The sequence below is a fragment of the Mesorhizobium sp. WSM4822 genome, assembly GCF_055811155.1.
In genome coordinates, this window is sequence record NZ_JBVVQM010000015.1 from 181,874 (window position 1) to 208,841 (window position 26,968).

28 protein-coding genes and 2 pseudogenes are annotated in these 26,968 nt (G+C 60.4%); 20 read left to right on the forward strand and 10 right to left on the reverse strand.

Features of this window, described 5'->3' with window-relative positions:
• Window positions 1-72: 72 nt before the first annotated feature.
• The 6 genes from AC0L3E_RS29180 to AC0L3E_RS29205 form a co-directional block, all read right to left on the reverse strand.
• Window positions 73-540 (reverse strand): hypothetical protein, encoded by a 468-nt coding sequence (locus AC0L3E_RS29180; RefSeq protein WP_473606260.1) that lies wholly within the window; start codon window positions 538-540, stop codon window positions 73-75.
• A 59-nt stretch (window positions 541-599) separates the two neighbouring features.
• Window positions 600-1,517, reverse strand: a complete 918-nt coding sequence (locus AC0L3E_RS29185) for a cation diffusion facilitator family transporter (protein WP_473606261.1) — start codon at window positions 1,515-1,517, stop codon at window positions 600-602.
• Window positions 1,518-1,591: 74 nt separating this feature from the next.
• Window positions 1,592-1,936 carry a TFIIB-type zinc ribbon-containing protein gene (locus AC0L3E_RS29190; protein ID WP_473606262.1) on the reverse strand — a complete coding sequence of 115 codons (345 nt, stop codon included), beginning with the start codon at window positions 1,934-1,936 and terminating at the stop codon, window positions 1,592-1,594.
• 191 nt (window positions 1,937-2,127) lie between these two features.
• A complete protein-coding gene (locus AC0L3E_RS29195) occupies window positions 2,128-4,116 on the reverse strand; it encodes a M23 family metallopeptidase (RefSeq protein ID WP_473606263.1) in 1,989 nt (662 codons plus the stop codon).
• 318 nt (window positions 4,117-4,434) lie between these two features.
• Window positions 4,435-4,740, reverse strand: coding sequence for a hypothetical protein (locus AC0L3E_RS29200; RefSeq protein ID WP_473606264.1), 306 nt, complete (start codon window positions 4,738-4,740; stop codon window positions 4,435-4,437).
• Window positions 4,701-5,582: an acyltransferase family protein gene (locus AC0L3E_RS29205; protein ID WP_473606265.1), complete on the reverse strand. Its 882-nt coding sequence runs from the start codon at window positions 5,580-5,582 to the stop codon at window positions 4,701-4,703. The genes AC0L3E_RS29200 and AC0L3E_RS29205 overlap by 40 nt, the downstream gene beginning before the upstream one ends.
• A gap of 278 nt (window positions 5,583-5,860) precedes the next feature.
• Here AC0L3E_RS29205 and motA point away from each other — a divergent pair, with 278 nt between their 5' ends.
• Both motA and AC0L3E_RS29215 read left to right on the forward strand, forming a co-directional pair.
• Entirely contained in the window at window positions 5,861-6,736 is an 876-nt protein-coding gene (gene motA / locus AC0L3E_RS29210) for a flagellar motor stator protein MotA (RefSeq protein ID WP_473606266.1), read from the forward strand.
• A 159-nt stretch (window positions 6,737-6,895) separates the two neighbouring features.
• Complete coding sequence (locus tag AC0L3E_RS29215) at window positions 6,896-7,513, forward strand: transglutaminase-like cysteine peptidase (protein ID WP_473606267.1); 618 nt, start codon at window positions 6,896-6,898, stop codon at window positions 7,511-7,513.
• 380 nt (window positions 7,514-7,893) lie between these two features.
• Here AC0L3E_RS29215 and AC0L3E_RS29220 read toward each other — a convergent pair whose 3' ends face one another.
• Window positions 7,894-8,109 carry a hypothetical protein gene (locus AC0L3E_RS29220; protein WP_473606268.1) on the reverse strand — a complete coding sequence of 72 codons (216 nt, stop codon included), beginning with the start codon at window positions 8,107-8,109 and terminating at the stop codon, window positions 7,894-7,896.
• A gap of 372 nt (window positions 8,110-8,481) precedes the next feature.
• Here AC0L3E_RS29220 and AC0L3E_RS29225 point away from each other — a divergent pair, with 372 nt between their 5' ends.
• Together AC0L3E_RS29225 and AC0L3E_RS29230 are read left to right on the forward strand one after the other, a co-directional pair.
• Entirely contained in the window at window positions 8,482-9,270 is a 789-nt protein-coding gene (locus tag AC0L3E_RS29225; protein WP_473606269.1) for a DsbA family protein, read from the forward strand.
• A 111-nt stretch (window positions 9,271-9,381) separates the two neighbouring features.
• A pseudogene (locus tag AC0L3E_RS29230) lies at window positions 9,382-9,504 on the forward strand (NAD/NADP octopine/nopaline dehydrogenase); the annotation flags it as partial.
• Between the two features lie 86 nt (window positions 9,505-9,590).
• Here the strand turns inward: AC0L3E_RS29230 and mepK are convergent.
• Both mepK and AC0L3E_RS29240 read right to left on the reverse strand, forming a co-directional pair.
• On the reverse strand, window positions 9,591-11,288 hold the full coding sequence (gene mepK, locus AC0L3E_RS29235) for a peptidoglycan L,D-endopeptidase MepK (RefSeq protein WP_473606270.1): 1,698 nt from the start codon (window positions 11,286-11,288) through the stop codon (window positions 9,591-9,593).
• A 436-nt stretch (window positions 11,289-11,724) separates the two neighbouring features.
• A complete protein-coding gene (locus tag AC0L3E_RS29240; protein WP_473606271.1) occupies window positions 11,725-12,168 on the reverse strand; it encodes a MerR family transcriptional regulator in 444 nt (147 codons plus the stop codon).
• Between the two features lie 76 nt (window positions 12,169-12,244).
• Between AC0L3E_RS29240 and AC0L3E_RS29245 the strand changes: the two genes are divergently transcribed.
• The 9 genes from AC0L3E_RS29245 (at window position 12,245) to arsH (ending at window position 17,459) form a co-directional block, all read left to right on the forward strand.
• Window positions 12,245-12,853 (forward strand): hypothetical protein, encoded by a 609-nt coding sequence (locus AC0L3E_RS29245; protein ID WP_473606272.1) that lies wholly within the window; start codon window positions 12,245-12,247, stop codon window positions 12,851-12,853.
• Between the two features lies 1 nt (window position 12,854).
• Window positions 12,855-13,244 carry a thioredoxin family protein gene (locus tag AC0L3E_RS29250; protein ID WP_473606274.1) on the forward strand — a complete coding sequence of 130 codons (390 nt, stop codon included), beginning with the start codon at window positions 12,855-12,857 and terminating at the stop codon, window positions 13,242-13,244.
• A 1-nt stretch (window position 13,245) separates the two neighbouring features.
• Window positions 13,246-13,953, forward strand: a complete 708-nt coding sequence (locus tag AC0L3E_RS29255) for a cytochrome c biogenesis CcdA family protein (RefSeq protein WP_473606275.1) — start codon at window positions 13,246-13,248, stop codon at window positions 13,951-13,953.
• A 15-nt stretch (window positions 13,954-13,968) separates the two neighbouring features.
• Complete coding sequence (locus AC0L3E_RS29260) at window positions 13,969-14,307, forward strand: YnfA family protein (protein WP_473606276.1); 339 nt, start codon at window positions 13,969-13,971, stop codon at window positions 14,305-14,307.
• A gap of 464 nt (window positions 14,308-14,771) precedes the next feature.
• On the forward strand, window positions 14,772-15,104 hold the full coding sequence (locus AC0L3E_RS29265) for an ArsR/SmtB family transcription factor (protein WP_473606277.1): 333 nt from the start codon (window positions 14,772-14,774) through the stop codon (window positions 15,102-15,104).
• A 16-nt stretch (window positions 15,105-15,120) separates the two neighbouring features.
• Window positions 15,121-15,627: an arsenate reductase ArsC gene (locus AC0L3E_RS29270; protein ID WP_473606278.1), complete on the forward strand. Its 507-nt coding sequence runs from the start codon at window positions 15,121-15,123 to the stop codon at window positions 15,625-15,627.
• Entirely contained in the window at window positions 15,624-16,313 is a 690-nt protein-coding gene (locus tag AC0L3E_RS29275; protein ID WP_473606296.1) for an aquaporin, read from the forward strand. Before AC0L3E_RS29270 ends, AC0L3E_RS29275 begins: the two co-directional genes overlap by 4 nt.
• Complete coding sequence (gene arsC, locus AC0L3E_RS29280; protein WP_473606279.1) at window positions 16,310-16,732, forward strand: arsenate reductase (glutaredoxin); 423 nt, start codon at window positions 16,310-16,312, stop codon at window positions 16,730-16,732. The genes AC0L3E_RS29275 and arsC overlap by 4 nt, the downstream gene beginning before the upstream one ends.
• A gap of 10 nt (window positions 16,733-16,742) precedes the next feature.
• Window positions 16,743-17,459, forward strand: a complete 717-nt coding sequence (gene arsH / locus AC0L3E_RS29285) for an arsenical resistance protein ArsH (protein ID WP_473606298.1) — start codon at window positions 16,743-16,745, stop codon at window positions 17,457-17,459.
• 23 nt (window positions 17,460-17,482) lie between these two features.
• On the opposite strand, the pseudogene AC0L3E_RS29290 reads toward arsH, so the two are convergent.
• Window positions 17,483-17,992: pseudogene (locus AC0L3E_RS29290) on the reverse strand (ATP-binding cassette domain-containing protein); the annotation flags it as partial.
• 73 nt (window positions 17,993-18,065) lie between these two features.
• Here AC0L3E_RS29290 and AC0L3E_RS29295 point away from each other — a divergent pair.
• The 7 genes from AC0L3E_RS29295 to AC0L3E_RS29325 all read left to right on the forward strand — a co-directional run bounded on the left by AC0L3E_RS29295 (window position 18,066) and on the right by AC0L3E_RS29325 (window position 26,949).
• On the forward strand, window positions 18,066-18,380 hold the full coding sequence (locus AC0L3E_RS29295; protein WP_473606280.1) for a hypothetical protein: 315 nt from the start codon (window positions 18,066-18,068) through the stop codon (window positions 18,378-18,380).
• Window positions 18,377-18,814, forward strand: coding sequence for a disulfide bond formation protein B (locus tag AC0L3E_RS29300; protein ID WP_473606282.1), 438 nt, complete (start codon window positions 18,377-18,379; stop codon window positions 18,812-18,814). Before AC0L3E_RS29295 ends, AC0L3E_RS29300 begins: the two co-directional genes overlap by 4 nt.
• Entirely contained in the window at window positions 18,811-19,467 is a 657-nt protein-coding gene (locus AC0L3E_RS29305) for a DsbA family protein (RefSeq protein WP_473606283.1), read from the forward strand. The genes AC0L3E_RS29300 and AC0L3E_RS29305 overlap by 4 nt, the downstream gene beginning before the upstream one ends.
• 1,551 nt (window positions 19,468-21,018) lie before the next feature.
• Window positions 21,019-22,266 carry a cytochrome P450 gene (locus AC0L3E_RS29310; RefSeq protein WP_473606284.1) on the forward strand — a complete coding sequence of 416 codons (1,248 nt, stop codon included), beginning with the start codon at window positions 21,019-21,021 and terminating at the stop codon, window positions 22,264-22,266.
• 242 nt (window positions 22,267-22,508) lie between these two features.
• Window positions 22,509-25,541, forward strand: a complete 3,033-nt coding sequence (locus AC0L3E_RS29315; RefSeq protein ID WP_473606285.1) for a heavy metal translocating P-type ATPase — start codon at window positions 22,509-22,511, stop codon at window positions 25,539-25,541.
• Window positions 25,542-25,604: 63 nt separating this feature from the next.
• Entirely contained in the window at window positions 25,605-26,126 is a 522-nt protein-coding gene (gene lspA, locus AC0L3E_RS29320; protein WP_473606286.1) for a signal peptidase II, read from the forward strand.
• Between the two features lie 181 nt (window positions 26,127-26,307).
• Window positions 26,308-26,949 (forward strand): cation efflux transmembrane domain-containing protein, encoded by a 642-nt coding sequence (locus AC0L3E_RS29325; RefSeq protein ID WP_473606287.1) that lies wholly within the window; start codon window positions 26,308-26,310, stop codon window positions 26,947-26,949.
• Window positions 26,950-26,968: the final 19 nt, after the last annotated feature.

A 26,968-nucleotide genomic window follows, 5' to 3' on the forward strand; every position in this document is an offset into this window, starting at 1 on the left:
CCGGCCTTCGCCTGCTGTCCGCTTGTTTCTCAGGATCCGAGCCGCACAAATGCGCGGCCTTGGTGACCCTGATCAATGCCGGCGAAGCGTGAAAAGCCGGCCTACTTTTGACAGGATCAAAGGCGCTGCCAACAGGGCGATGACACCGATCCCCCACAGGATAACAATCGCCGGCTTCGCGATCATTTTCAGCAAAATGATGGCCTGGACCAGAACGCCGCTGACATTGAGAGCTTCGACCGCGCCCATCTGTTCCTTGCCGACACCCACTGCGGTGGCGATGTCTTTGCCGCTGTCAACCACATTGCCCGCAATCGCAGCAGCCCAGTCGAGCAGACTGTCTATCGATACATAGCCAACCATGGCGACCGCCGACCAAACGATGAGGCCGACCAGCACCACGATCCAGCCAATCGGCTTCAGCTTTCTTTGCGCAGGTCGGTCCGCGGACTCAACGCCAGCGTATCTGCGCTCCGCCACTCTCTCGCCATGCTGATCGTCCTTCGCGCGTGAACGATAGTCCCGCTTGTATCCGCTCATGCGATCTCCTCTGATCATTCAGGCAACCCATCGAAATCGGCAATTGCCGGCCGTGGCCCTTACAGCCTCTTTGCGCCCTCGGCGTCACGCTGCCGCTGGTCCTCGATCTGAATTGTGGTGTGCGTCAGTCCGAAATCGGCCTTCATCGCCTCCTGGGCTCTGTCCAGCGTTGCGCGCCCTTGAGCAATGTCGGTGACCACAAGATGACAGGTCATGGCGTCGATGCCGGAGGTGATCGTCCAGACGTGCAGATCGTGGACGGCGGTTACGCCGGGAATGTCCAGCAGCTTTCGCTCCAACAATGCGGTGTCGACTTCCGGCGGTGTGCCCTCCATCAGGATGTGGATCGCCTGCCTCAAAAGGATCCAGGTGCGTGGAACGATGAACAGCCCAATGCCGGCGCCAATGATCGGATCGGCCAATCTCCAGCCGGTGAGCATGACGATCGCCGCGGCGACGATGACGCCAAGCGAGCCCAACATGTCGCTTAGAACCTCGAAATAGGCTCCCTTCACATTGAGGCTTTCCGACGACCCGGCGGATAGCAGCTTCATGCTGATCAGGTTGACTGCAAGGCCGACGACGGCAACCGCCAGCATCGGCCCGCCCAGGATTTCCGGCGGGTTCAGGAACCGCTGGTAGGCCTCGTAGAATATGTAAATCGTCAGCAACAGGAGAACGACGGCATTGGTCAGCGCCGACAACACTTCCATGCGGACATAGCCGTAGGTCTTTTGCGGTGTTGCGGGACGTTCGGCAAAACGAATGGCGATCAGCGCCAGCGCCAGACCACCGGCGTCGGTGAGCATGTGCGCAGCGTCCGCCAGAAGCGCGAGGCTCCCCGTCCACAGACCGCCGATGACCTCGACGGCCATGAAGGTCGTGGTCAAAGCCAGCGCCCCTGCGAGCCGGCTCTTGTGCTGTCCAGCAGCTGTTCCGGGAGGCATTGCCGCCGCGTGTGAGTGACCCGCGCCCATGATTAATCCCTCATTGGTATCGGACGGGCACGGCGTTGCGTGAGCCGTGTCCTGTAGCCATGCAGTCGACCTGGTCAGTCAAAAAGCCGGCCGAGGAACGATCCGTGCCTGCGACTTTGACCATGTTCCCCGCCATGCCCTCCGCCGTGTCCGCCGAAGCCATGTCCGCCATCGTGGCGATCATGCGATGGATAAGACTGGCCAGGCGCCGGCTGTCTCGGGCTCGCCCGGACGTCTTCGCCAACGCTCCTTTCGATGATCTTGTCGAGTTCGCCTCGATCCAGCCAGACGCCACGGCACTTGGGGCAATAATCGATCTCGATGCCTTGGCGGTCGCTCATGACGAGGTCGACCCTGCAGGCGGGGCAAAGCAGACCGAGGCCTGTGTTTTCCGCGGGGCTGTTTGCGACGTTTTGCATGTTCTCACTCCTCTGTATCAATGAACACCGTTGGCCGGCCTCACACAGTACATGGGGTCTCTAGCAACTGGAGGTTCAAGGGGTCGTCAGACTTTATTTGTCACCTGACGGGGGCAGGTTCGGGAATCCCCGAAGGTCAACTGTCACAAGGCTGTCGGCCTGCGGTCATTTATGAAGGATAGACATCGAACCTAGCAAATCGGCGTAACGCACCCTTCGAGCTTTGTGCTGGCGACTTCAAGCTGACCCGTGTCTTGCTGTTTCAGCAGGGCGTCTATTCGCTCGCGCTCACGCTGGAACGCGACCAGATCGTCGGCCTTGAGAACCCTGTCGACCGGGAGCCGGACACGCAGTGGGTCGACCTTCGTGTTGTTGACCGTCAGTTCATAATGAAGATGCGGTCCAGTCGAGAGGCCCGTTAAGCCGACATAGCCGATGATCTGTCCCTGCCTTACCGTAGCCCCTGGAACGATGCCTTTGGCGAAAGCTTTTTGGTGGTTGTAAGACGTCTGATAGCCATTGGCGTGCCGTATGATTGTCTGGTTGCCGAAGCCCCCGGCGCGCTCAGCCTTCTCGATCACGCCGTTGCCAGCGGCAATGATCGGTGTGCCGGTTGGAGCGGCCCAGTCTGTTCCAGTATGCATACGGACGTAGCCGAGGACAGGATGGCGCCGGCTGCCGAAGCCTGAGGTAAACCGGCCGTTTGGTGCCGGTTTGCGAAGCAGGAACTGCCTGGGGTTGATGCCTCTATCGTCGAAATAATCAGTGCTGCCGTCCTGCGTTCGAAAGCGGTAGAAGTTACGCGTCGTCCCGTTCAAGGTCGCCGAGACATACAGCAGATCGGACTCCTCGGAAGGCTGATCGGCGTCGTTCGGCTGTGAGAACAGCACCTCAAGCCTGTCGGTGGGGCTGACCCGCGACTGGAAATCAGCGTTCGGGGTGAGTATCTTGACCAACTGCTGCGTCATCTTGTCGGACAATCCGTAGGAATAGGCGGCGCGGTAAATGCCGTCATAGACGTTTGGTTGCGCGCCGCTCGGCGCGACCGGCGCGGCATTGTCGAAAGCAGTCAGCAGCTCGGGGTTAGCCTGCGGCTCCTGCGCCAGCACATATTGTCCACGATCGTCGAGGGCGATTGTGAGAACATGCTCTGTTTTGTGGTACACGCCGGTCCGCACCACCTTGGCTACGTCGCCTCGCACTTCAAGCCCGACGCGAAGCACCGTTCCTGCCTTCAGCGTCGGTGCATTCAGCAGTTTGGCGATCGCCTCAGCCATCCCCGTCGCGTCCTGGCCCACGTAACCCGAATCGGCAAACGTCTCGGCGATGTCGCGAGCCTTGGTGAGGGGGATGATCTCTTCGGCAAAGGTTGGCGTCCGATTGTCTCCATTGGCATCCGTACGAGGCGACACAGAAAGATTTTGGGGCACGATCCTGACGTCGTAAAAGCCGGCTACTGTCTGACCCGGCTGGCCGCCGAAGCGTTGCGGATCGAGATAGTGCACTGCTGTCGCCTTGGCCGCGCCGTCTCGCAGACCTGGACCGACTTGGTTCATCGTCTGCGCGATCTCGTCGACGGAGAGGTCGCTCCCTGCATCGAAGGACGCGGTCTCGATCGGGAAATCGACGATTTTGAGGCTCAATTCGCCTTCGACCTTGGCGCCATAAATTTCACCGACACTGGCATTGGGCGGCGCCTGAATTCCGTCTCCGCCGCCGCTGTCGACAAAGACTTTCATAGGGTCGAACGGAGGGTAATCACGATTGGTGGCATAGCCCGCGGCCAGCGCCATCTTTACCTGGACGAAAGGAATGGTCTTGACGATGTTTCTGTCGCCGACCGTCGTGACCATGGGGACTTCCATTCGCTGACGGTCCTTGGCTTTGGCGATGTGGCGTGGTGCCACAAGTCGGGTCGTTTTGGCGAGATCGCCCGAAGCGTCCTCACCGGATAGACCACTCAGTCCCGCAACCTCGGGCGGAGTCGCGAGCTGCTGGCGCCGATCAAGGGCCGCAAACAGCGCCACGCCCATCAAGACACTTGACGTCAACCCGGTGAGAAAGGTTCCCGACAGCCAACGAGCCGATACTTCCCGGCGGTCGGGCGGGCCGCTGCTGCCGTCAGTGACCAACGGCGGCTCGTTACCCAGCCTGGCGATGACATCTTCCGTATCTGGCATCCAGACTGGCTGCTTCTTCCTCGGGGAAACAGGCCGAGACTTTCAATGTCGCCGAGGCCCTTGGCTATTGCAGTATGCATTCGAGCGGTTGTCGGCGGTTCGACAACCCGTTGAGTGCGTCGGTTTCCAACCGGATTGAGGCGGAGTTAGGTTCAATCATGGCGAACCCAGTTTTGTCGGACAATCTCATATCTCGGGGGGCACAGCCCGATCGTTGCCAGATGCGGGGTGGTTCACAATAATGGGCATTCCCGTTGCGGCGACCAGAACCTGGTGGGGAAGGGAACGGAGATCAACTGCAGGCGGCCGGCGCCGGGTTCACTCAGCCGATTCCAGCTTGGCGCGTGGTTGCACCGTCCGGTTGGAAACCGCCAGATCGTGCGACCGGCCGATGCGCGCCCAGTTTGGCCGTTCAAACAAGAAAGTGCCAATACCGGTGCGTTTAACAAAGGCGTAAAGGAGGGCTGGGCTGGCCAGCGAGACCAACAGAACTGCGAAGCTGAGCGACCCTGTCCCGGTGATCAGGCCGCTGTTCAAGGCAATCCCGCGAAAGATCGACATGGGCAGCGTAAAGGAGACATAGATCACCAGCGAATGCTCGCCGAGCCAACGCAGCCAATCCATGAATGGGAGTCTTGCAAGCAGCCCACCGACCACACAAATCGCCAGGCCACCGGTAACCGCGAGCCCAAGGCGGAGGGGCGGAATGGCTGCCAGACCCATATCTGTTGTCGTCGGTTGAACAGAGAATCCTGACGAAAAAACCAGAAGGCCGTTTCCAAGCGCCCACACCAGCAATGCCGCAATGGAAAGGGCGGAATGTTGTTGCGCCCAATCAACCATGCGAAAATCACCGGCCCCAGAGCGGATCCGGCGTAGAAGAACACGAAATAAGCAGCGAATTCGTTTGCAATTGTACTGGCGGTGCTGATGTTCGCCAACTGCAACGCAGCCGCGGAGGTGATTGCGACAAGATGGGGAGTTCGCGTTTGCCAAATGAGCTTTGCGACCAATCCGAAGATCGCCAACATATAGATGAACCACAAAACGCCATATGGCTCTACAATCGCGAGGGCGGCGTCTCGGAGCATACCGTTGAGGTCGTGGCCATACAGCCCGACTTTCAGCCCGATCATAATGGCCGCCCATAGGACGTAGAAGTACGCGTAGTGCACTATTCGCCGATCGGCATAACTCAGCCACGGCCGGTCGATCACCTTCGCAAGGAAGAGGCCCGAAATGAGGAAAAATTCGGGCATTCGGAAAGGCGTCGCGAACGCAATTGCATAGTGCAGAAATCCAACCGCCCCGGTGTATTCGCCGGTGTTATAAGCCGAATACATCATGACGACCAGAATGATCGACAAACCCTTTGCGGTGTCCACCCATGGCATTCGTTCACCGGTCGTCAATGGGAGCTCCAGCGGACTTGGCGGCGTTTCAATCGGCGATCGTTCGCTCGCCAATGGATTTCCTCCCTTTTTTGGGCCTTTTTGATTAACGCAATCCTCATGTCTTACCGCACATTCGCAAAACCATTCCATGGGAGACGAGATTTCTCTCCTTCGGAAGGAGAACCATGGCGCTGACAGGAGGGATTGCTCTGCTCATCTGCGCCCTGAGGCTCAACCCGATGGTGCGAATACGCTTTCGAAAAGCACAGACCCCGATCAAGCCAACAAGCCTCACACAAGGCAGGCGGCCTATTGCATTGTTCCTGAAGTGACATGCGAAAGGATCGTTCATGGGCATTCTGGTTGGACTGGTGGTTACGCTCGGCTGCGTGCTTGGCGGCTTCATGGCCATGGGCGGTCACCTTTACGTGCTGATGCAGCCCTGGGAAGCAGTGATTATCTGCGGCGCGGCGCTTGGCACCTTCCTCGTCGCCAATCCGATGAAGACGGTCAAGGACACCGGCAAAGGCATACTCGAAGCCTTCAAGCAGGCGGTGCCGAAGGAGCAAGACTATCTTGAAACGCTCGGCGTGCTGCACAGCCTAATGCGCGAGCTGCGCTCGAAATCCCGCAGCGAGGTCGAGGCGCATATCGACAATCCGGAAGAGTCGGCGATTTTCCAGGCGTTCCCGACCGTGCTCAAGAACCATGATTTGACAAATTTCATCTGCGATTATTGCCGCATCATCATCATCGGCAATGCCCGCTCGCACGAGATCGAGGCGCTGATGGACGAGGAAATCCAGACCATCAAATCCGACAAGATGAAGGCCTATCACGCACTGGTGGCGGTGGGCGACGGCTTGCCGGCGCTCGGCATCGTCGCCGCCGTGCTCGGCGTGGTCAAGGCGATGGGCGCGCTCGACCAATCGCCGGAAATCCTCGGCGGTCTGATCGGTGCCGCCCTTGTCGGAACGTTCCTCGGCATCTTCCTGTCCTACTCGGTGGTCGGGCCGGTCGCCACCAAGATCAAGACGGTGCGCGAGAAGAAGAACCGCCTCTACATCATCGTCAAGCAGACGCTGCTGGCCTATATGAACGGCGCGCTGCCGCAGGTGGCGATCGAGTTCGGCCGCAAGACGATCTCATCCTATGAACGGCCGACGATCGACGCCGTCGAGCAGAGCACGATGAACACCGGTACCGCCGAAAAAAGAGCCGCCTAAAACCAACGTCGCATCTCAGGACGCTATCTCCGATCTGTTGCACAATAGCCGCTTTTTCGGCGGAGCGGACAGCTGTGCCGCCGAACTGCCCGTCTCCTCGATTGACTCCGACGGAAAACGCCCCTTAACCTCTCGTTAACAACGGGGCGAATGGGGACAATGATTTTCTCACCGACGGCAAGGGCGCTACGTTTACTCGCAATCGCGGGGCTGGCCTCTTCCGGCTGTTGGGGCTTTCCGGCATTAGCTGGTGAAGCCATGGTGACCGGCGGCCTGACATCGCAGCCGATCGGACACTACGATTTCTGCAAGGCCAACCCGGCCGAGTGCTCGATCCGACCAAGCAAGCTCGCGCCCGCAACCATGTCCGACGCACTGATGCGTAAGCTGAGCAGCGTCACCTCCAAGGTCAATGCCGCAGTCAAGCCGATGAGCGACGAGGACATTTACGGCAAGGACGAGGTCTGGGCATACCCGGACAAGGCCGTCGGCGATTGCGAAGATTATGTCTTGGAAAAGCGCCGCACACTGAGCCGCCAAGGGATGTCGCTGGCCAACCTGTTGATAACGGTGCTGCGCAAGCCAGATGGCGAGGGCCATGCCGTGTTGACGGTTCGGACCGACAAAGGCGACTACATCGTCGACAATCTGACTGACAAAGTGCGACGGTGGGATGAGACCGACTATACCTTCTTGAAGAGACAGGCGATCGACAACACAGGGCGCTGGGTTTCAATCCGCGCTGGCCAACAGGCCGTTGTCAGTTCAGTACAATAGACCAAGCACTCGCGGGGCGCATGCGAACAGAGCGGTTCGCGACCAACGCTGGGGCTGGTCCAGGTCAAAATGGCCCTGTGTGAAGAGCAGCCGCGCAAACGATGCGCCGGTTGTTTGCGTGCGATGTCTGGACTTTCCGACTCGGCACCTTACCGTTCCGCAAACGATTGGTTCGGGAAGCTATTTTTGCGAATGTCGAAAGTGTGAAGCGACGCCGCAGCATAAATGTCCACCTCATTCCCCAGTTCAGGAGCCTTGCCATCTCGTGCTTCTGCTCGGCGCGCGTGCCGCAGCAATGAGGCGGTTACGCCAGCTCAGAATTCCTGAACCGGAGCGGCCGCGTTGCCGTCTTGCTAAAGGCGTGTGTCAGCGAAGGACAATTAGACATCGGACCTCGTTACCGTGCCCGTGGCGCCATACTCGTAGATGGCGCCGTCTTCCTCATCCACCACCCTGAACCAATGCGCCTGAAGGGCGATATGCGAAATTGAGACTCCAGCGATTGATTTTGCAGCCTCCAGTGCGGTCTCGGCGGAAGCGACGTGTGAGGTTACAAGGCGCTTGCCGACCATCTCGTCTATACGAAAGCGACGCATCCATTAATCTTCCGTAGATGTACATGACCTCGATCAGAGCTTAGGCGGATCGACCTTAATCTAGCTTTCCGTGCGTTGGCAGGACGTCGAGAAACCGAGTGTATAGATGCAGAACGGGGTCGCAAGGCCAAGGCCGTGCACGGGAATTCAACATCGACACAGTTGGCATCGCATTGTTTTGAGGCGATCGCTCCAAGGCTCATCTTGTGCCGAAAGGGGCTTGATTTCGACAGGCGATATTGCCGATCATGCAGCAACCCCGCCGATCCCTCGTCTCCAAGGGCCGAAAACCGGATGCGACCCTCCACCCCACGGGGTTTCGTATGGTCTAATGCGATTGTAGGCTGACCCCGGGCAACAGGGAGAGAACTGATGAACACCCACCCAAAAAAGGTTAATCGTTCCTGCGATTGGCTGGTTCGTGCCTTTTTACGCATCGGGTTGACGGGATGGCTGCTGCTGGGATTTCAGGGCGCACAGCATCAAGCGTTCGCCCAGGTCGGTATGTCGCAAGAGCAATTCGACCAGCGCGTACGCGATTACATTCTGGCGAATCCCGAGGTCATCATGGAGGCGCTGCAAAGCCTGGACAAGCGTCAGCGGGACGCGGAGGCCGCAGAGGGCAAGCGCGTGCTGGCATCGCGCGCCGATGAGGTCTTTCGCGATCCACAAAGCCCCGTCGGCGGCAATGCGGCGGGCAACGTTACCTTGGTTGAGTTCTTTGACTACAACTGTCCCTACTGTCGCCAGGTGGCCCCGATTATGAGGCAAGTCACTGCCGACGATGCGCAGGTCAAAATCGTTTACAAGGAATTGCCTATTCTGGGTCCTGAGTCGGTGTTCGCGGCTAAAGCCGCTCTTGCCGCCGAACGGCAAGGAAAATATGCCGTCTTTCACAAGGCGCTGTTTGAGGCCAAGACGAGGGTGACCGAAAAAGTCATCCTCAAGGTTGCCGCCGAAGTTGGCTTGGACGTCCGGCAATTGACAATCGACTTGCAGCGACCCGAGATCCAGGCGTCGATAAACCGGAACCTGGAACTCGCGCAGGCGCTGAAGATCACTGGAACACCCGGCTTCGTTGTCGGCGACCAGATCTTTCCCGGCGCGACCGACCTTTCGACATTGAAGACGCTGATCGAACAGGCGAGGGCAAGCGAGTGACTGAGCGGGTGGGCGAAGATTCGTCACTGGCTGTCGACGTCTGAACTTTCACGTTCCTGAGCGAGCCACGCTGCTTTCTTCGGACGGAACTTTGGTCGAAGCTATTGTGACCAGGGGTTCGAGCTTTGTACGGCCTTGTTCGGCGATCGTTTCGTCAAGCGGGACGGTCTGCTCGCAATCGCGCTCAGCAACCTCAATCCAGAACCAGCTTGGGGACTGATCGTGTTTGCGCTGAAGCCGAAATTCCTGCCGACGAGGGAAGGCGACCGCCACTGTTCTAGACCCAGAAAAACCGACAATTGCCCTAGGCAGGAAGTGATCTAGTCTGTCTGGAAACGGGCAATCGCCAGAAATTTGACGGCCTTGCCAGTGAATCGGTTTGCGTCGGCCGTCTGATTGTCCAACTGAAAGCCGGCCGTGTAGACCTCGCTCGGAGAAGTGTGCACGATATTGTAGGCATAGTTTGGCGCCGTCGTCTCGCTCGAAACGGTGGCGATATTTTCTCCGCTGTTCAGCGCCCAACGCGCGTTTCGCGGCACGGTAGTGACCACTAGTGGTTTGGGATTGTGTTTCGAGTCCCTTGGTGTCGCTCTGGCCTCTTTGGGCGCCGTCTTGACGCCTGCGCCGACCGCCTGCGCCGGATCGGAACCAGCCGGGAGGGGGATGGCGTCGAGCGGCGACGCGGGAATTACAGACAAGTCCTCCCCTAAAACCGAGCGACGCTCTGACAGCGAGGCTACCTGATATTCATCCAGCTGCGCACCAGCCTTGCTGAGTAGCGGCTTGAACTCATTAATTCCAGCACTGTCGAGGGTGGCAGTCTGATCGTGCACGGGGCTATCCGTCAGCGCCAGCAGCATGTCCTTGTCCTGAGGCGCAAGGCCAACCGGCAGCGAAGGATCGGGGCGCCCCTGCGCCGGACCAACAATGTTAGACGGATCGGCCATGCCGATGGGAACACTGACCGGCGCCTGCGCCAGTGTCTGCTGGGTGCTGGCGCCAGCCGTTTCAAACGGGCGCGGCGCGAAATCGGGCAACGGAATCTCGCGCGCCGGCAACGCTGCGATGATTGTTTCCGGCGTGTCCTGTTGCGGTTTTGCGACGTCCGCGCTGTCGTCGGCGATCTGGGGATTGGCGCGCTTGGCATCCTGCGGCGACAAGATCGCGATACCCGGAAGATTGCTGGTCTTGGCGGCAGCAGCCGGCTTCACATTCTTAGGCTTCGGAGCTGGCGAGGCCGACGCTGTCTCTACATCTGCGCTGTCGTCGGCTTCATCGCCGCCGCCGAAGAAAGCGGAAAGGAAGCCGCCGGATTTCTTGGTGTTGCCGCCAGCGCTGGCCATCATGATTGCCGGAGAACCGGCGCCCCTGCGCGCCTTGTACGAGGCGAGCGCCCGATCATAGCCCGGCAACGGCTTGCCGTCGCTCGGTACGTGTAGCGTCTTGCCGTTCGGGAAGAGGCTGGCGAGTTCCTGGCGGCTGATGCCCGGCCAGTGACGCACATTGCCGACATCCAAATGCACGAAGGGGGAGCCAGACGACGGATAGTAGCCTACGCCACCGCCCTGCATCTTCAAGCCGATGTTGCGCAGCTTCTTCAACGGCACGCCGGGGATGTAGAAGTCCATGGCCTTGCCGCGCATGTGCTGGCTTTTCTCGGCAACACCGCGGCTGCGGCTACGCAGCATCGAGTTGGTCGCCGGCGAGCGATAGCCGCAGACGACCTGAATGTAGTCGTTGGCACCGCTCTGCCGGTAAGCTTCCCACACCTCGTCGAGAAGGCGCGGATCCATCTTGGTCGGCTCATTGCGACGCCAGTCGCGCAGAATAATGTTGATCTTCCTCAGACCCTCGGGATCGTAACGACCATTGCGCTTGTAGACGATCTCGGCCTTTTCATGCGTATGGAGGTGATAGAGCTTGAGCGAGCGCGTTTCAGCGCTGGCGCCGGTCGGGGCCGCTGCAAGGAACCCGAGCGCAACATTCGCTGCTACCAGCCATCTCGGCCAGACGCTCATGTGATAGCGTGGCCCGTTCTCGCGTCGTTCGACTTGGTTCAAATCAAAAAGGCCTTGCAGGCTGCGGTTTGTCCCCGGATTCGCCCAACGTATGCGCGATATTCACATCCGATTATCGATATGAATGGTTAACCCTCGCTTATTAACCATCACTTATAGAAAGCCGAATTGCGGTAAAAACGTGGCCGAATCTGCCGGCAAGAAAACGAGAGAAGGTACGGACGAGGGCCCGTCATGCTTGGCCGTGGTTCGTCTGCGAGCTTCGTGGCAATGTCGCTTGCCGATGACATCCCGATGCTTCCACCTGACATTGTCATGATCGAGCGCGGCTTGTCACTGCGCTACGAAGTGCTTTCTCAGGCAGAATAGAAACACAAAATCTGAATAAGAACAGCTTACGAATACCGCACAGCGGGGCAGGGACTGCTGCAGTCCACTACCGGCAGCAGCCGCCCTTTCCTGGCGAAACCATTTCCTTGAAGATCACACAATCCTGCCCCGGACCTCCGGCACACGCGACATTGCAGCGAGTGACAAAGCTCTCCAGCCGCCGTTCAAGCAAGCGCAATTCCGCGAGCTTCTGGCGAACCTCGTCAAGATGGGATTGCGCGATGTCGCGCGTCTCGATGCAATCGCGGTTGGTGCTGATCGATAGCTCCAGCAGCACACGCACCTGATCGATGCCGAAGCCGAAGTCCCGGCATTGCTTGATGAAAGTCAACCGTCCCAAATCGTCATCATCGTAGGTGCGCTGGCCTCCGGCCGTCCGCGGTGCGGGAGGCAGCAATCCAATGTCCTCATAATAGCGGATTGTAGGCGTTGTAACGCCCGCGGACTTGGCCAGCGCCCCGATGGTGAACACGCGGATGTGAAGGTTCATCGAAAATACTCCTTGAACTTCAAGTTACTTGAAGGAGTACACCATTGCAAAGGTAGAAATTCGAGAGGCAGTGCTGATGAAGAACACCCTGAAATGGGCCGGAGCCGCCACTGCGGCTTGCGCGGCCTGCTGCGCCGTAGCCGTGGTGCCGGTTGCTCTGGTGGGTACAAGCCTGGCAGCTATCGCTGGTGCCGCATGCACTTGGGGCCTTGGCCTGCTCGCGCTCGCCGTTCCCGTCGGTGGGATTTATCTCCTCTCTCGACGCAAGGCCGCGCCTGCCGCCACATTTCAGTCTTTGATGGCACAAGACGAGTGCGGCTGCGGTCCATCCTGCGCCCCGGCGGCCGACAAAGATGCATTGTCCATCGCCTGCACGCTTGGCGCCTCTGATTTCAAGGAGCGAGTTGCCGGCATTCGCGCATTGGCCCGCCGGTCACTTCATCAGGCCGAGCGCACGCCGCTATCGCTCAAACTCACCTATGGGCGCGAAGCACTGGAGGAGGTCAACGACTTGATGCGCAAGGAGCAGACCTGCTGCGCGTTCCTGACCTTTGACCTGACGAGCAATTCTCGCGAAGTGGTCCTCACCGTCACCGCGCCACGGGCAGCGGAGGAGGCGGCCGACCTGCTGTTCGACCACTTCGCACCCGAACTCGCTGCATCCAGCCTCAAGGAGACCGCATAACATGCAACGTCGTCACTTTATGATCCTCTCGGCTGTTGCCGGTGTCGCTGCCGCTATCGTCCCGGCGTTCGCCCACAATGGCGACGAAACCATTCCCGGCTTTGACGACGCGCTCAAGGCGGGTGGCCCTGTCATGATCCATGTCACGGCACCGTGGTGCGAAGTCTGTCAGGCTCAAAAGCCTATCGTGGCTTCGCTGTTGGCGTCACCAGACTTCAAGAACATGAAGAAGTTCGATGTCGATTTCGACACGCAAAAGGAAATCCTGGCTCGTTTTCGTGTCCAGACGCAAAGCACGATGATTGTCTACAAGGGCGGCAAGGAGGTCGACAGACAGGCCGGCCAGACCGATGCGGCAGTCATCGAAGCGCTTTTGCGCGAGGCGCTGTGACATGCTGCTTGCCCTCCTTGCTGGCATTCTTTCGATCCTATCGCCCTGTGTGCTGCCGCTGCTGCCGGTCGTCCTGACCGGAGCGGTGGCCGAACATCGGCTGGCACCGTTGGCGCTCGCGGCAGGTGTCGCCGTCTCTTTCACGACCATTGGGGTCTTCGTTGCTACGATCGGCTTTTCGATCGGCCTCGACATGACGGTGTTTCGAACGGCTGCTGCTGTACTGCTGATATTGGTTGGCTCTGTGCTGCTCGTCCCTCGGTTCCAGACGCAGTTTGCGACGGTTGCTGGTCCGGTGAGCAACTGGACCCAGAGCCGCTTCGGCGGGTTCTCGACCTCTGGCATCTCAGGTCAATTCGGCGTCGGGCTGCTGCTCGGCGCGGTATGGACGCCCTGCGTCGGACCGACGCTCGGCGCCGCTTCCATCATGGCCGCGCGAGGTGAGAATCTCGGCATGGTGGTGCTGACGATGCTCGCATTCGGCATTGGCACAACGTTGCCGCTACTGGCTTTGGCTTTGATGTCCCGCGAAGCGTTGCTCCGCTGGCGGGGTCGAATGCTGAGTGTGTCCAGCGGCATGAAAATGGCCTTGGGCGCGCTGCTCATTGTCGCCGGCCTCATGACCCTGTCCGGATTCGACCGCACGATCCAGGTCGGCCTGGAACGCGCTCTGCCGGACTGGCTTGTAGCCATCACCACGCGAATCTGAGACGCTTCATCCTGCATGCCGATCCTTCTGAGCACCTTCCTTACCTTCGCAGCAGCCGCCCTGGCTGAAATCGCCGGCTGCTTCGCCTTCTGGGCGTGGCTGCGGCAGGGCAAATCCATCCTCTGGCTGGCGCCGGGTGTCGTCTCGCTGGTGCTCTTCGCCTACCTGCTGACCCTGATCCCCAGCGACCATGCCGGCCGCGCCTACGCCGCCTATGGCGGCATCTACATCATCGCGTCGCTGCTCTGGCTCTGGCTAGCAGAAGGGCGTCGGCCGGATACCTGGGACCTGACGGGGGGCCTGATCGCATTGCTCGCTGCTGCTGTCATATTGTTCGCACCTCGCAGCGTCTGAAACGAAGGTTGGGAAGATCGGGAACACAAGTCCCTTGCCGGACTTCCAGGCAATCCCAACGCCGCGCTCGTGACTTTTCGCCAGTTTCCTGCAATCCGGGCTGTCGCTGGCCTCCTTATGTGGGGCCAGACTGGTCAGCGGCGGTAGCAGGCTTCACGTACGAAAAAGGCCGGGCGGACCGAGTTGGTTCCGGTCAGGGTCACTGGACGAGACGTACGCCCCGTTCTGGACATGTTTGGCCGGGGTTCGTCGGCGAGCTTGATGGCAATGGGTTTGCCGACGTGATTGCCATGTTGCCACCGGATGGCGGCTCGATCGAGCGCGGCCTGCCGCTTCGTTTTGAGCCGTTATCCGGCAATTGATCTCAGAGGTAGCCGTTGCAGCGAGAACTCGTAAGTTGAGTTTGCGCTTTACGAACAAGGCGGCCGATGTTATCCAACTTACAAATCGAGATGTGACGATATATGGATAAAAAGCTCGCTCTTGCCGCTCTTTCCGCTCTCGGTCAGGACACCCGGCTTGAAGTCTTCAGGCTGTTGGTGCGCGTCGGGGAAGCAGGCCTGCCGGCGGGGGAGATAGGCGCTAAGCTCGGCGCCATGCAAAATACAATGTCGGCGCATCTGAAAGTGCTTGATCACGCTGGATTGGTCCGGGCCGAGCGGTCCGGTCGCACCATCCGCTACGTTGCCGACATGACCGGTTTCCGTGATCTGCTGGCGTACCTCATGGAAGATTGCTGCAACGGCGCACCGGAGCTTTGCCAGCCCGTGATCCAAGCTGTGACTTGTAAATGCTAGAAGAGAGGCCTGCGCGATGAGCGAGCCGTACAACGTACTTTTTCTCTGCACCGGCAATTCGGCGCGATCGATCCTGGCCGAAGCGATCCTCAATCGAATCGGCGCCGGCAAGTTCAAGGCCTTTTCCGCGGGATCGCACCCCAGGGGCCAGGTTCATCCATATGCCTTGCAGCTTTTGAAGACCCTCAACTACGATACGTCGTTTGCCCGTTCGAAGGACTGGCAAGAGTTCGCCGAACCCGGCGCCCCCTCAATGAACTTCGTGTTCACCGTCTGCGACAACGCGGCCAACGAATCCTGCCCTGTCTGGCCAGGCCAGCCCATGACGGCGCATTGGGGCGTACCCGATCCAGCCGCTGTGGAAGGCACAGATGCTGAAAAGCACCTGGCTTTTGCGGAGGCCTACCGCATGCTCAACAACCGCATTTCGATCTTCATCAGTCTGCCGATGAATATGGTGGACAAGCTCGCCCTGCAGAAGCGGCTGGATGAGATCGGCCGCAATCTTCCGAAAGTCGGCTGACGATGGATTTGTCTCGACGCCTCGTCTCTGAAGCCCTGGGCACTGCCATGCTTGTCGCGACTGTAGTCGGGTCGGGCATTATGGCCGACAAGCTGTCCAACGACGTGGCGGTCTCCCTGCTCGGCAACACGTTGCCTACTGGCGCGATCCTCGTCGTGCTGGTCACGATACTCGGGCCGATCTCGGGTGCGCATTTCAACCCGGCGGTGACGTTGGTATTTGCGTTGAGGCGGGAGATCGAGACAAGCGCGGCATTGGCGTACGTGGTCGCTCAAATTGTCGGTGGAATCGCGGGAACGTTTGTGGCGCACGCCATGTTCGAAATGCCTATTCTCCAGGTCTCCGAGACCGTACGGACCGGAAGCGGCCAGTGGATCGCGGAATTGGTGGCGGCCTTCGGATTGGTCTTCGCCATCCTCGCGGGGCTTCGTTTCCGTTCGGACGCAATTCCATGGCTGGTCGGCCTCTACATTACCGCGGCCTATTGGTTCACGGCATCGACGTCCTTCGCGAATCCGGCAGTCGCCATTGCCCGGGCGCTATCCAACACGTTTGCGGGTATCCGACCCGTTGACCTGCCTGGCTTCATAGTCGCCGAACTTTTGGGAGCTCTGCTCGCGATGGCTTTGGCGGGATGGCTGCTTGCCGAGCCGAAACCAATCAGACAGATGAAAGCTGCAGAATGACCATCACCATCTACCATAACCCTGACTGCGGCACGTCGCGCAATACGCTCGCGATCATCAAACAGTCCGGCGAGGAGCCGCAGGTGATCGAGTATCTGAAGAACCCGCCGTCGCGGGAAAAGCTCGTGGGTTTGATCCAGGCAATGGGGATGACGCCCCGGCAACTGCTTCGCGAAAAGGGCACTCCCTATGCCGAACTGAAGCTCGATGATCCCAAGTGGACCGACGATGAAATTCTGGATTTCATGCTGGCCCATCCGATCTTGATCAACCGGCCGATTGTGGTGACACCGCTCGGCACCGTGCTTGCCCGGCCGTCCGAGGCCGTTTTCGACGTCCTTCCAAACAAGAACATCGGACCGTTCACCAAGGAGGACGGCGAGGTTGTCATCGACGCCCAAGGCAAGCGCGTTGCCTGATCAAGACGACATGCCCGAAGACGCTTTGCCGAACGTCGACGAGGAACAGTTCCAGCCGATCGACATGCAGGCTTTGCTGGACGCGCCGCGATCGATCCACAAGCCCCGCGTGCTGATGCTCTACGGATCGCTTCGCGAGAGGTCTTACTCCCGGCTCGCGACGGAGGAGGCCACTCGTATTTTGCGCCGCCTGGGCGCCGAGGTGCGGATCTATAACCCTTCAGGCTTGCCGCTGCCGGATTCGACAGCTGCAGACCACCCCAAAGTGAAGGAACTGCGGGATCTGTCCATCTGGTCGGAAGCACAGGTCTGGTGCTCGCCGGAGCGCCATGGCTCCATGACCGCAGTTATGAAGGCGCAGATCGACTGGCTTCCCTTGTCATTGGGTGGCGTGCGGCCGACCCAGGGACGGACGCTTGCTGTCATGCAAGTGTCAGGCGGATCGCAGAGCTTCAACGCGGTCAATCAGCTCCGCATCCTCGGCCGATGGATGCGCATGTTCACGATCCCAAACCAATCTTCCGTGGCCAAGGCGTTTAACGAATTCGACGCGGCCGGACGCATGAAACCGTCGCCCTACTACAATCGGATTGTCGACGTGATGGAAGAGCTGGTGAAATTCACGCTGCTCCTGCGGGATCGCTCGGCCTATCTGACGAACCGCTATTCCGAGCGGGTTGAAAGCGCGGAAGAAGTCGCCAAGCGGGTAATCCAGCGGTCGATTTGAAGCGGGCGGTTGGCGCAAACCCCTCAGAGCCTAGGGAAAGCGGGCTCAAGGGAACCGGCCAATTCAAATCTGCGGATTTTCGGCGCCTTGACGCTAGTCGAGGGAGGTGATCGCTTCGGAAATCTACTGCCCATCCCAATCGGTGCCATAGACCGCGCGAATAGCCGTCTTGGACAACGCGATCGGCGGTCGATCGAACACCACCTTGCCGGCGGCCATGCCAATAATGATTGCAATACGCCCGGGCGGTGTCGAGCGTGTGCAGATTGGTGATGATTCTAACGCCTTCTCGCACATTGATGTCGCCGAGCGCGTCCATCACGACCTTGGCGTCGAGTGGGTCAAGCGAAGCGATCGGCTCGTCGGCCAGCATCACCTTGGGCTGTTGCATGAGAACCCTTGCGATCGCCACACGCTGCTGCTGGCCGCCCGACAGAGTTCCGGCGCTCTGCATAGCGGTCTGGACGATGCCGAGTCGCTCCAGTGCCGAGATCGCCGGCGCGCTCTTCGCGCGAGAAGATGCTGAGGATGCTGGGGCGGGTGGTAGCCGCCATCCCTTGGCCAGGCCATAGACCGCGGGGATGACTACCAGCGTCAGCAAGCTCGATGAGATCATGTGGCCTGCTGCCGATCCTGTGGAGCACCGGCACCGGTTCAGAGGTTATGCAGCGGATTGCCGTGCCGATGATCGGTGGCTATGTTTGTCGTGAAATTGGACTCGGCATCCCGTTTCTCCTGGCAGCGATCTTCACACAGACGCTGATTGGAAGCCTGCCACGCATGCGCCGTACGGGCCGCATTCTGCACATGGCAGCGGGAGGGATCATGGTCCTGATGGGAGTTGCGATGGTCACTGGTCAGATGACGTGGTTCGCTTTCTGGCTGCTCGAACGGTTTCCAGCTTTCGGGAGCATCGGATGATCGGCACGTCTCCCAACAGCGAATCCTGGACGTTTCTGTTTCTCGCCTTTGCGGTGGTGCTCGCCTCAAGCCTCGGCGTGCTGTTCGTCGGCGAGGTGATGGGCCAAGCGCCGTGCAACCTCTGCTGGTACCAGCGGGCGTTCATGTTCCCGCTGGCGATCGTGCTTGCGATTGCGGCGTTCCGGTCAGATGCCGCAGTATGGATTTACGCAGTGCCGCTCGCCGCCGCTGGCTGGCTCATCGCGGGCTTCCACACGCTACTTTATGCACGGGTCATCCCCGAGACGATCCAGCCTTGCACAGCATCGGGGCCATCCTGCTCCGGTGCCGATATGACCGTTATCGGCGGCCTGCCGCTCCCTGCGCTGTCGCTAGTTGCATTCACCGCCATCATCATTTTCTTGCTCCTCGCACGACGGAGATCGACATCATGAACCGCCGCGCACTCGTCTTCGGCACCGCTGCCGTCGCTGCCGTCGCGTTCGCCGCGGCCGCCGCCTATTATCGGGGAAATACGAATGGGGCCGCTCCGCTGGAGGAGAGCAATCTCGTCCGTGCTCACTCGCCGGTAATCGGCCCGTCAGAAGCACCGGTCACAATCGTGGAGTTCCTCGATCCCTCCTGCGAGGCATGCCGGGCGTTCTATCCGATCGTGAAGCAGATCATGGGCGCCTTTCCCGACAAGACGAGGCTCGTGGTCCGCTACGCCGCGCTCCACGAAGGCTCGGACGAGGTCGTTCGTATCCTCGAAGCCGCACGGCTGCAGGAAAAGTTCGTACCGGTGCTGGAGAAGCTGTTCTTCGAGCAGCCGCAATGGGCGATTCATGGTGCGCCCGATCTGGAGAAGGCGTGGAGCTTCGCTGGTGAAGCCGGGCTCGACGTTGCCAAGGCGCGCAAGGACGCGAAATCGCCGGCTATCGCCGCCGTGCTCGAGCAGGATATTGCAGACATGAAGGCCGTCAATCTGCAGGGCACGCCGACCTTCTTCGTCAACGGCAAGCCGCTGCCGTCCTTCGGCCCGCAGCAACTCCACGACCTCGTGGCAGCGGAAGTCGCAGCCGCGTCCAGCACCGCGCCCAGCCAATAGCGATCAGCTCGACCTTGCTGAGGCCATGCGACGCACGATCCCTCTGCATCGCCGCCAGCGCCCATGACGAGCGCCGAGGCGCGGTTGCTCTGCCATGGCCGGCCGACGTAGTAGAGATCCGACACAGGCGAGACGCCTTCCGTGTGCAGGATCTTGCCCTGTGCACTCCGTCGCCTCGGCGATGCGGAGCCAGCCGAAGTCGTCGCGGTAACCCATCGCCCAGACGACCGCATCAAGCTCGGTGTCACTCCATCGGCGAAGGAAGCGGTTCGCCGCGCGGCCGCCACGAACCGAGGCATGATACGAACGCCCGCTGCCTGGCCGGCTAACACTACGCGCGGCAATGCCGGGCCGACAGGCTCCGCCCCCGGTCTGGGAAAGGGTCTGAACGGCGCATGAGCCGGCCCACAAAACGATCGGGCCGTGCCCGCATCAAGCCCAGTGTCTTCAGCCACCACCACCAGAGACACTTCGACCGAGAATGCGTTTGGGAAACAGCCGGCGCGGCTTTGCCAATGCTAAGAGGGTTTCTTGGCGAGCAGCGAGCTCAACGGCAAATCGCGGCCCGAAGCGCCGTCGCCGACGACAAGGACGCGTCCCGGCGGAACGCCCTGGGGGTTCGGGTAGGTCTCAGGGTCAAGCTGGACGACAGAAGTGTCGAACCGGGCCGCGTCGACGGCCGCACTGGCTCCTGGAAGCCGCTGGTAGGCACTAAGACCGAGCAGGATCGCGCTACGCTTCCGTCGGAGCGCGTTGCGAGGAAGTAAGCGCCATCCCTGATCAATTCGACCACGCCAACCGGTGGGCTGACCGGAAGCCGCCATCGAGCTGCATAGCCTTCGAAATAGTCGGCGAACTCGTCGCGGGAGGGATAGCCGTTAGGATCGCCGACGAGGGGAAGCGCGCTGAGCGCGCGCGGGGTGAACAGCGTCAGACCTGGACGTGAGGCCTCCGACAGACTGCCGCTGTCAAATCGACCAGACACTTTTCCGGGGCGGGTATTTCAAGGAGTTCATCTACTTTCACCAGACTTCAAAGACATCGACCCATACGATCAACATCGAACTGGACAAGTTCGGCGAGCCCCGGCGGACATTCACATGGCTCACCGGCATGTATCACCGCGCGGCCAGCTGTTCCTCGGAATGCGGCTCTCGCTCCTTTTCCCGGGCGAGAGGCAAAGTCGCTCTTGAAAAGATTAACTCATGGCGGCCGCAGCCCATTCTGCTTAGCCATGGCCAATGCTTCATCACCGACGCTGATCGCGTTCTCAGGAGGATCTTCGGCGACGACGGAACGGAATGACCGTGGAAGCCGACGGAAGCATTTTGAGGTCTGTGTCCGAGATTCCGAGCGCGCACCCGAGCGCCGTCAGCGACAAGCGGGGGAACAGTCCAGCGGTAATCCAAGTTATAGAATGATCCGGCGAGGCGCATTCTGCTTGTTTATTGCGCGTGAAAACGAACGACCGCGATAATCTGTCCTGCCGGCGCTCGGCACGTGGAAGCGACCCGAAACTGTAAAGAGCGGATCGAAATGGAGTCAGCGAAGATGCCCAAGATTCCGCGAGACCGGAGCTTCGACAGCACCTTCGCGCTGATCAAAGATCCATACAGATTTGTTTCAAGACGTTGCCAGAGCAATGGATTCGACCTGTTCGAGACGCGGCTGTTGCTCCAGAAGACCATCTGTATGACGGGACCGGAGGCCGCGCGGCTGTTCTACGACCCCAACCGCTTCGTTCGCCGCGGCGCGATGCTCAAGTCGATTCAGAAGACGTTGCTGGGCGAAGGCGGCGTGCAGGGTCTCGACGATGCGGAACACCGCCACCGCAAGCAGATGTTCATGTCGCTGATGACACCCGAGCGGATCGAGGAACTGGTTCGATACGCATCTGCAGAGTGGCAAAGCTGTATTCAAAAATGGGCATCGATGCATGAGGTCGTACTTTACGACGAGCTTCACGCGCTTCTTACACGCGCAGCTTGCGCCTGGGCCGGTGTCCCATTGGCTGAGTCGGAAGTCAGCACGCGAACGCGCGAGATTGCTGCGCTGTTCGACCATGCCGGGTCGATCGGGTTCAGACATTTGTGGTCGCGGTGGGCTCGGAAACGGACCGACCGGTGGATGGAGGATATCGTTGTGAAGATCCGCAGCGGCCATATCCGTCCGCGCGAAGACTCGGCCGCCCATGTCATAGCCTGGCATCGCGACCTGGAGGGTAAACTGCTGTCTCCGCACGTTGCAGCTGTCGAATTGATCAATGTCGTAAGACCGACCGTCGCTGTATCGGTCTATATCATGTTCGTTGCGCACGCTCTCCAGGCGCGTCCCGATTTACGGGAGAAGCTTGCAACTGGCGACGAGGATTTCGCGGAGGCCTTCGTCCAGGAGGTTCGCAGGTATTACCCCTTCTTCCCGGCCGTGGCTGCGCGGGTGCGGCAAACATTCGAGTGGAATGGATACCGATTTCCACAAGGCCAGCGTGTGATCCTGGACCTCTATGGGACCAACCACGATCGGCGGACGTGGGAAAGACCGGAGGGATTGGAGCCCGACCGTTTTCATCGGTGGGACGGAAGCCCGTTCAACTTCATTCCGCAAGGCGGCGGGGATCACCACGCCGGCCATCGGTGCCCCGGCGAGTGGATCGCGCTCGCACTCATGAAGCAGGCTGTGGATTTCCTCGTCAGACACATGCGCTACGACGTCCCGAAGCGGGATCTGCCGCTCGATTGGACGCGGCTGCCCCCAGTGCCGCCAAGCCGATTTGTGATCAACAACGTCAGGGAACTGTAGGATGCGGAAAACCAAGCTATAGAGAGAACCAGAACTGGTTACCGGTGCGTCGGTGAGAATCCGCAAGCGTCAAGGCCACCGAGCATTTTTTCGTGAGCGCCCGTCGGCCAAGGCTTCGATGTGGCATTTGCTCTTGATTCTGTAGTGACTACAGCATGTATGTCTTCCCAGGAAAGTCCCAATTGGGCCAGGCCGGCGCTCGGCGCCTACAATGAGGAGATAAAAGAGCGGATGCGGCAACCATGAGCGCTCCCCGCCCGCTGCGCTTCAAGGTCGATGGTCTTGATTGCCAGAATGAGGTCCGCGCGCTTCGTGCGGCGGTCGGTCTCATTGTGGGCGGGGATGACTACCTGTCGTTTGACACGAAAACCGGTGTCATGGAGGTGCTATCCGCGAACGCTGCGATCGTTGACGACATTCGGCGCGCGGTCGCGACGACCGGAATGCAGGCCCATGTCCTGGAAAATTCAGCGCAACAGCCTGCACCGGCAATGCTGTTCCGGGTCGAAGGTCTCGATTGCAAGAACGAGGTCGCAGCTCTCAAGCGCGAGGTCGGCCCGTTGGTCGGCGGAGAGGACTGGCTGACGTTCGACACCGCGAAGGGGCTGATGACGGTTGCGCCCCAACAGGTGGCAACGGCTGACGAGATTATCCAGCGCGTCGTTCCAACTGGAATGCGTGCGTCCCTGGTTGCGGACGGCACGTCCGAGGCATCGCTTTACCGGGTCCACGGGCTCGACTGCAAAAATGAGGTGGCGGCTCTCACGCGGGAATTGAGCCCGCTGGTCGGCGAGGACAAGCTCGCCTTCGATCCCGCGCAAGGTATGATGACGGTCGCACCTCAAAACCGGGCGGGAGCCGGCGCGATTGAGGACGCCGTTGCCCGAACGGGCATGCGCGCCGAGCGGTGGTCGCCGCCGGCAGCGTCATCGAGCGCGGCGGAGTCTCCAGGCGTATCGGATGAAGCCGCGTGCGGCTGCGGAGCGGAGGCCCTCAGCCCGCCGATCCCCACCCACATGCCCGGTCAAATCGTGTTTCGCATTCACGGCATGGACTGCGCCGACGAGATTGCGGCCTTGAAGCGTGAGGTCGGCCCGCTGGTTGGCGAAGACAAGCTCGCCTTCGATCTCCTCAACGGCCGCATGTCGATCGACGCGATGTCGGATGCTGCGCTTGAGGCCCGTATCGAGAAGGCGGTGGCTCGCTCCGGTATGCGAGCCGAGCCGTGGAGCGAGGGCAGCGACAGCGCGGCCGCGCGGGACGAAGAGCGCCGCAAGCGGGTGCAGTCGTGGCTGACAATTGCAAGCGGCGTCTTCGCGGCGGTAGGTTTTGCGGTGCACGCCTGGCTTGCCGGCGGCGTCCTTGCAGCCTTCGAGGCAGGTGAACAGGGTTTGGGATCGACGCCCTTGCCGAGCATGATCCTGTACACGTTCGCCGTGTTATGCGCGATCCGTTATGTCGCCCCTAAGGCTTGGCTCGCCGCCAGGCGGCTGCGGCCCGACATGAACTTGCTGATGACAGTTGCGGTTGCGGGCGCGATAGGCATCGGCGCCTGGTTCGAGGCTGCTACCGTTTCGTTCTTTTTCGCGCTGGCGCTCGCGCTCGAGACCTGGAGCCTGGGTCGAGCGCGGCGAGCAGTTGCGGCCCTCATGGAACTCGCGCCGCCGACGGCTCGCGTCAGGTTCGAAGACGGCTCGGAGCGCGATGTGCCAGCAGCTGAGGTGCGGGTCGGTTCGCACATCGTCATCCGGCCGGGGGACAAAATCCCGCTCGACGGCAAGGTTGCCGCCGGCGAGAGCGAGATCAACCAAGCGCCGATTACGGGTGAAAGTGTCCCGGTGTTCAAGGAGGCGGGGGACGAGGTCTTCGCCGGCACGATCAACGGCGAGGGAGCGCTTGACGTCCTCACTACGAAGGCAGCGAGCGACACGACGCTTGCCCAGATCATTCGTATGGTCGGTTCGGCGCAGAGCCGGCGCGCGCCCAGTGAGCAATGGGTGGAGAAGTTCGCGCGCGTCTACACCCCGGTCGTGATGATCCTCGCCGTTGCGGTTTTTCTGGTTCCGCCCTTGCTCCTGGGCGGCGCCTGGGACGTGTGGTTCTATCGGGCTCTTGTGCTCCTGGTCATCGCTTGTCCTTGCGCGCTCGTGATCTCGACGCCGGTTACGATCGTGGCGGCGCTTGCCGGAGCGGCGAAACAAGGCGTACTGGTGAAGGGCGGCATTCACCTCGAAACGCCAGCCAGGCTCACCGCAATCGCCATGGACAAGACGGGCACGCTCACCGAAGGGCGGCCGCAGGTCGTCGAGATCATCCCGCTCGGCGGTCGCGGCGAAGCCGAGGTTGTGCGTTCCGCAGCGGCCCTGGAGGCGCGCAGCGAGCATCCAATTGCCCGCGCGATCTTGGCAAAAGCGGCCGAGCTGAAGATCGTGGCAGAACCTGCCGAGGCCGTCCAGGCCATCACCGGCCGAGGCGTCATCGGCCGCTTCGCCGGCCGCGAAATGTGGCTCGGTTCGCGTCGCTACGTCGAGGAGCGGGGCGTCAGCTCAGCTGACGTTCTGCAGCGGGCTGATGCACTTTCGAGCGCGGGCCGCACGATGGTGGCGGTGGGCGACGATCAAGAGGTCTGGGGGCTTGTCGCTGTTGCCGATGCTGTCAGGCCGGAAGCCAAGGACATCGTCACAGCGCTCCATCGTGCCGGCATCAAACATGTTGTAATGCTCACGGGCGACAATCGGGCAACCGCCGAGGCGATTGCGAAGCAGACCGGTATCGATGAGGTCCGGGCGGAACTGCTGCCCGGCGACAAGGTCGCGGCCGTTGAAGATCTGGTGCGGCGCTACGGCTCGGTTGCCATGGTCGGTGATGGGGTCAACGATGCTCCCGCGATGGGAAGGGCCAATCTTGGTATTGCCATGGGTGCAATGGGCACCGACGCCGCCATCGAAACCGCCGATGTGGCGCTTATGTCGGACGATCTGTCGAGGCTACCGTGGCTGATCCGCCATTCGCGCGCGACGATGGCAGTGATCAGACAAAATGTCGCCTTCTCGATTGCCGTAAAACTCCTGTTCACGGCGCTTACGGTATTCGGTCTGGCGTCTCTCTGGGGCGCCATCGCAGCCGACGTAGGAGCCTCGCTGTTGGTCGTTCTTAACGGTCTTCGCCTGCTCAACCGTGGTCAGGCCATCCAGCAAGGAGGTCCGCCTGGCGGCGTCGGAGCGCGGGCGCCGCGATATCGCGCGGCCGTGACGATCGAGACGACTCCAGCATAGTCCAATTTCCAACTCGCCAGGCGCCTCATGCAGCGCGCGAGGTCATGTCCAAGGAGGATTTGTTTGCCATATTTGAACTTGACCGGACGAGCAGCGCTCGCTGGAAGCGCATGGGCGGCTGCGCTCGCAGCTGATTTCGTTACGAAATGGCTGATCCTCAATGTCGTGATGGTGCCGCCGCGCACGATCGAGATAGCGCCGTTTTTCAACCTGACGCTTGGGTTCAATTCGGGCGTCAGCTTCGGAATGTTCCAGGAGATGTTTCTCGAACACCCGTTTTTGCTCGCCGGAATCAGTATGGCGATCTCAGCCGGATTTCTCGTATGGGCCATGAGATCGCCAAGGCGGTCGGAGACGATTGGTCTGGGCTTGATTGCCGGCGGTGCCATGGGCAATGTGTTGGACCGGATGCGCCAAGGCGCGGTGACCGATTTCCTCGATTTTCACGTGGGCGGCTGGCATTTTCCATCCTTCAATATGGCGGACACGACGATAACGATTGGCGCTCTCCTGCTAATCGCAGGATCCCTTTGGTCGCCGGGCTCGACGGCTCCTGCGGAAAAGCGGCCTGGCCGCACAGCGTAGTGAGGCTGGCATTCCTCAAGTGTCTACATGCTTGATGGAACGGTCCGCAGCTTCGGTCGCTAGCAGCACACTAGGTGCTGACTGGGTCTGATTCATAGGGCTGGCTTTGGTGGACTGTCGCCTCCAAGTCCTTGTTATTGCGGCCCCGTAGTGAGTTATTAGCGTAACTGGAAAACCTCGTATGAACGCGAAATCACACGACGATGAAGACGAGATCCAACTGGACGCGAGCAACGCCGCCGAACGCAGGACCTTGCTGTGGGTGCTCGGTATCAATCTCTTGCAGGTGGTTGCCGCCGGGTTCGTAGGAATTGTCGCAGATTCAACTGGTCTCCTCGGCGCCGCCCTCGACAACTTGGGGGATGCGGGCGTGTATGCGATCAGCATCTATGCCGTTGGAAGAACGATCATCGCCAAAGCGCGTGTCGCACGCCTGTCCGGCATCCTTCTGACCATTTTGGGTCTGGCGTTGCTCGTGGAGGTCGTCCGACGCTTTTTCGTAGGCGCAGAACCCATCGGCCTGGCCATGATCGCGGCAGCCATCGCCAACGCGGCGACAAATTTGCTCTGCCTGCGGCTACTGCGGGCGCATCGCCAGCATGGCGTGCACATGAAGGCGTCATGGATATTTACGACCAATGACATGGTGGCCAATGCTGGCATCGCTGTATCGGGCGCCGCGGTCATGCTCCTGGAATCTCCGCTCCCAGATCTGATTATCGGCTTGATGGTCGGCGGAATCGTCCTCAAGGGCGGCTGGGACATACTGAGAGAGGCTCGCGAGGCCACATTGAAGAGTTCAGTCAGGGAGGAACAACGGTAACACCTTGTCACTGCCGTCG